The 396-nt window shown below is 39.1% G+C and carries 1 protein-coding gene; it reads right to left on the bottom strand.

The window, feature by feature from the left end; all coding sequences use genetic code 11:
* A partial coding sequence (locus H4O21_RS28325) for a hypothetical protein (protein WP_220495872.1) occupies positions 1-396 on the bottom strand: 396 nt, incomplete at both ends.

Here is a 396-nt window from a genome sequence, read left to right as displayed (position 1 = left end):
TATTTTGTGATACATTTTGCTCATCATACAATTGTGAAAACTTATACCAAACTGGTCCCCCAACACATCCAGGGCAAGGAAATTGAAAGGAATCTCCAGGGCCATACGTATTATCCTCATCTTGTAGAATAGCAATATCTAACCTTGGGTCGTCCTCCTCAAACTCTTCTATAACTTTAGTAGATGGTCTTGCATTAGCCCATCCGGTGTAGTCTTGAGAGCGAAATGTTACCTCAGATGTTCCTATACCTGTTTGTGCCCATCGCTCTGCTTCAGTACCAACTTCACCATTATAACCTATCTCAAACATAGACTCATCATTATGTTCTCCTGTTTCACTAAAGTTATCACGATATTCTTCTATCGGAAGCAACCTATGATTTGTAACATTGTTAA

This window comes from Oceanospirillum sediminis (assembly GCF_014164585.1).
Taxonomy (GTDB): Bacteria; Pseudomonadota; Gammaproteobacteria; order Pseudomonadales; family Halomonadaceae; genus Oceanospirillum; species Oceanospirillum sediminis.
Note: the sequence above shows the minus strand (reverse complement) of the source record. Positions and strands in the feature narration are given on the sequence as shown.